Source organism: Cupriavidus sp. SIMBA_020 (assembly GCF_046535395.1).
GTDB classification, from domain to species: Bacteria; Pseudomonadota; Gammaproteobacteria; order Burkholderiales; family Burkholderiaceae; genus Cupriavidus; species Cupriavidus campinensis.
Map to the genome: position 1 here is coordinate 1 of NZ_JAWRWU010000289.1, position 309 is coordinate 309.

General features: G+C 69.6%; 1 protein-coding gene. It reads right to left on the reverse strand.

The window, feature by feature from the left end; translation table 11 throughout:
* Positions 1-309 (reverse strand): DJ-1/PfpI family protein (locus SB751_RS29250; RefSeq protein ID WP_410748936.1); only part of this gene is annotated, 309 nt, incomplete at both ends.

The window sequence follows — 309 nt, forward strand, 5'->3', positions numbered from 1 at the left end:
GTATTGCGCCTGGTTGCCGCTGCGCCGCAGCGCCAGGTTCAGCTGCCTTGCCACTCGCGCCGCCAGCCAGCGGCCCGCGTCCTGTTCGACCATGGCCAGGCACATGTCGATGCCGGCAGTGACGCCGCCCGAGGTCCAGAATCGGTCGTCCTGAACATAGAGCGCCTCTGGCTCCACCTGCAAGCCATCGAAGTGGCGCGCCAGCAATGGTGCCGAAGCCCAATGCGTTGCCACGCGCCGGCCGGCCAGCATGCCCCAATGGGCCAGCAGGAAGGCGCCGGTGCACACCGAAGCCAGGCGCCGCGTCCG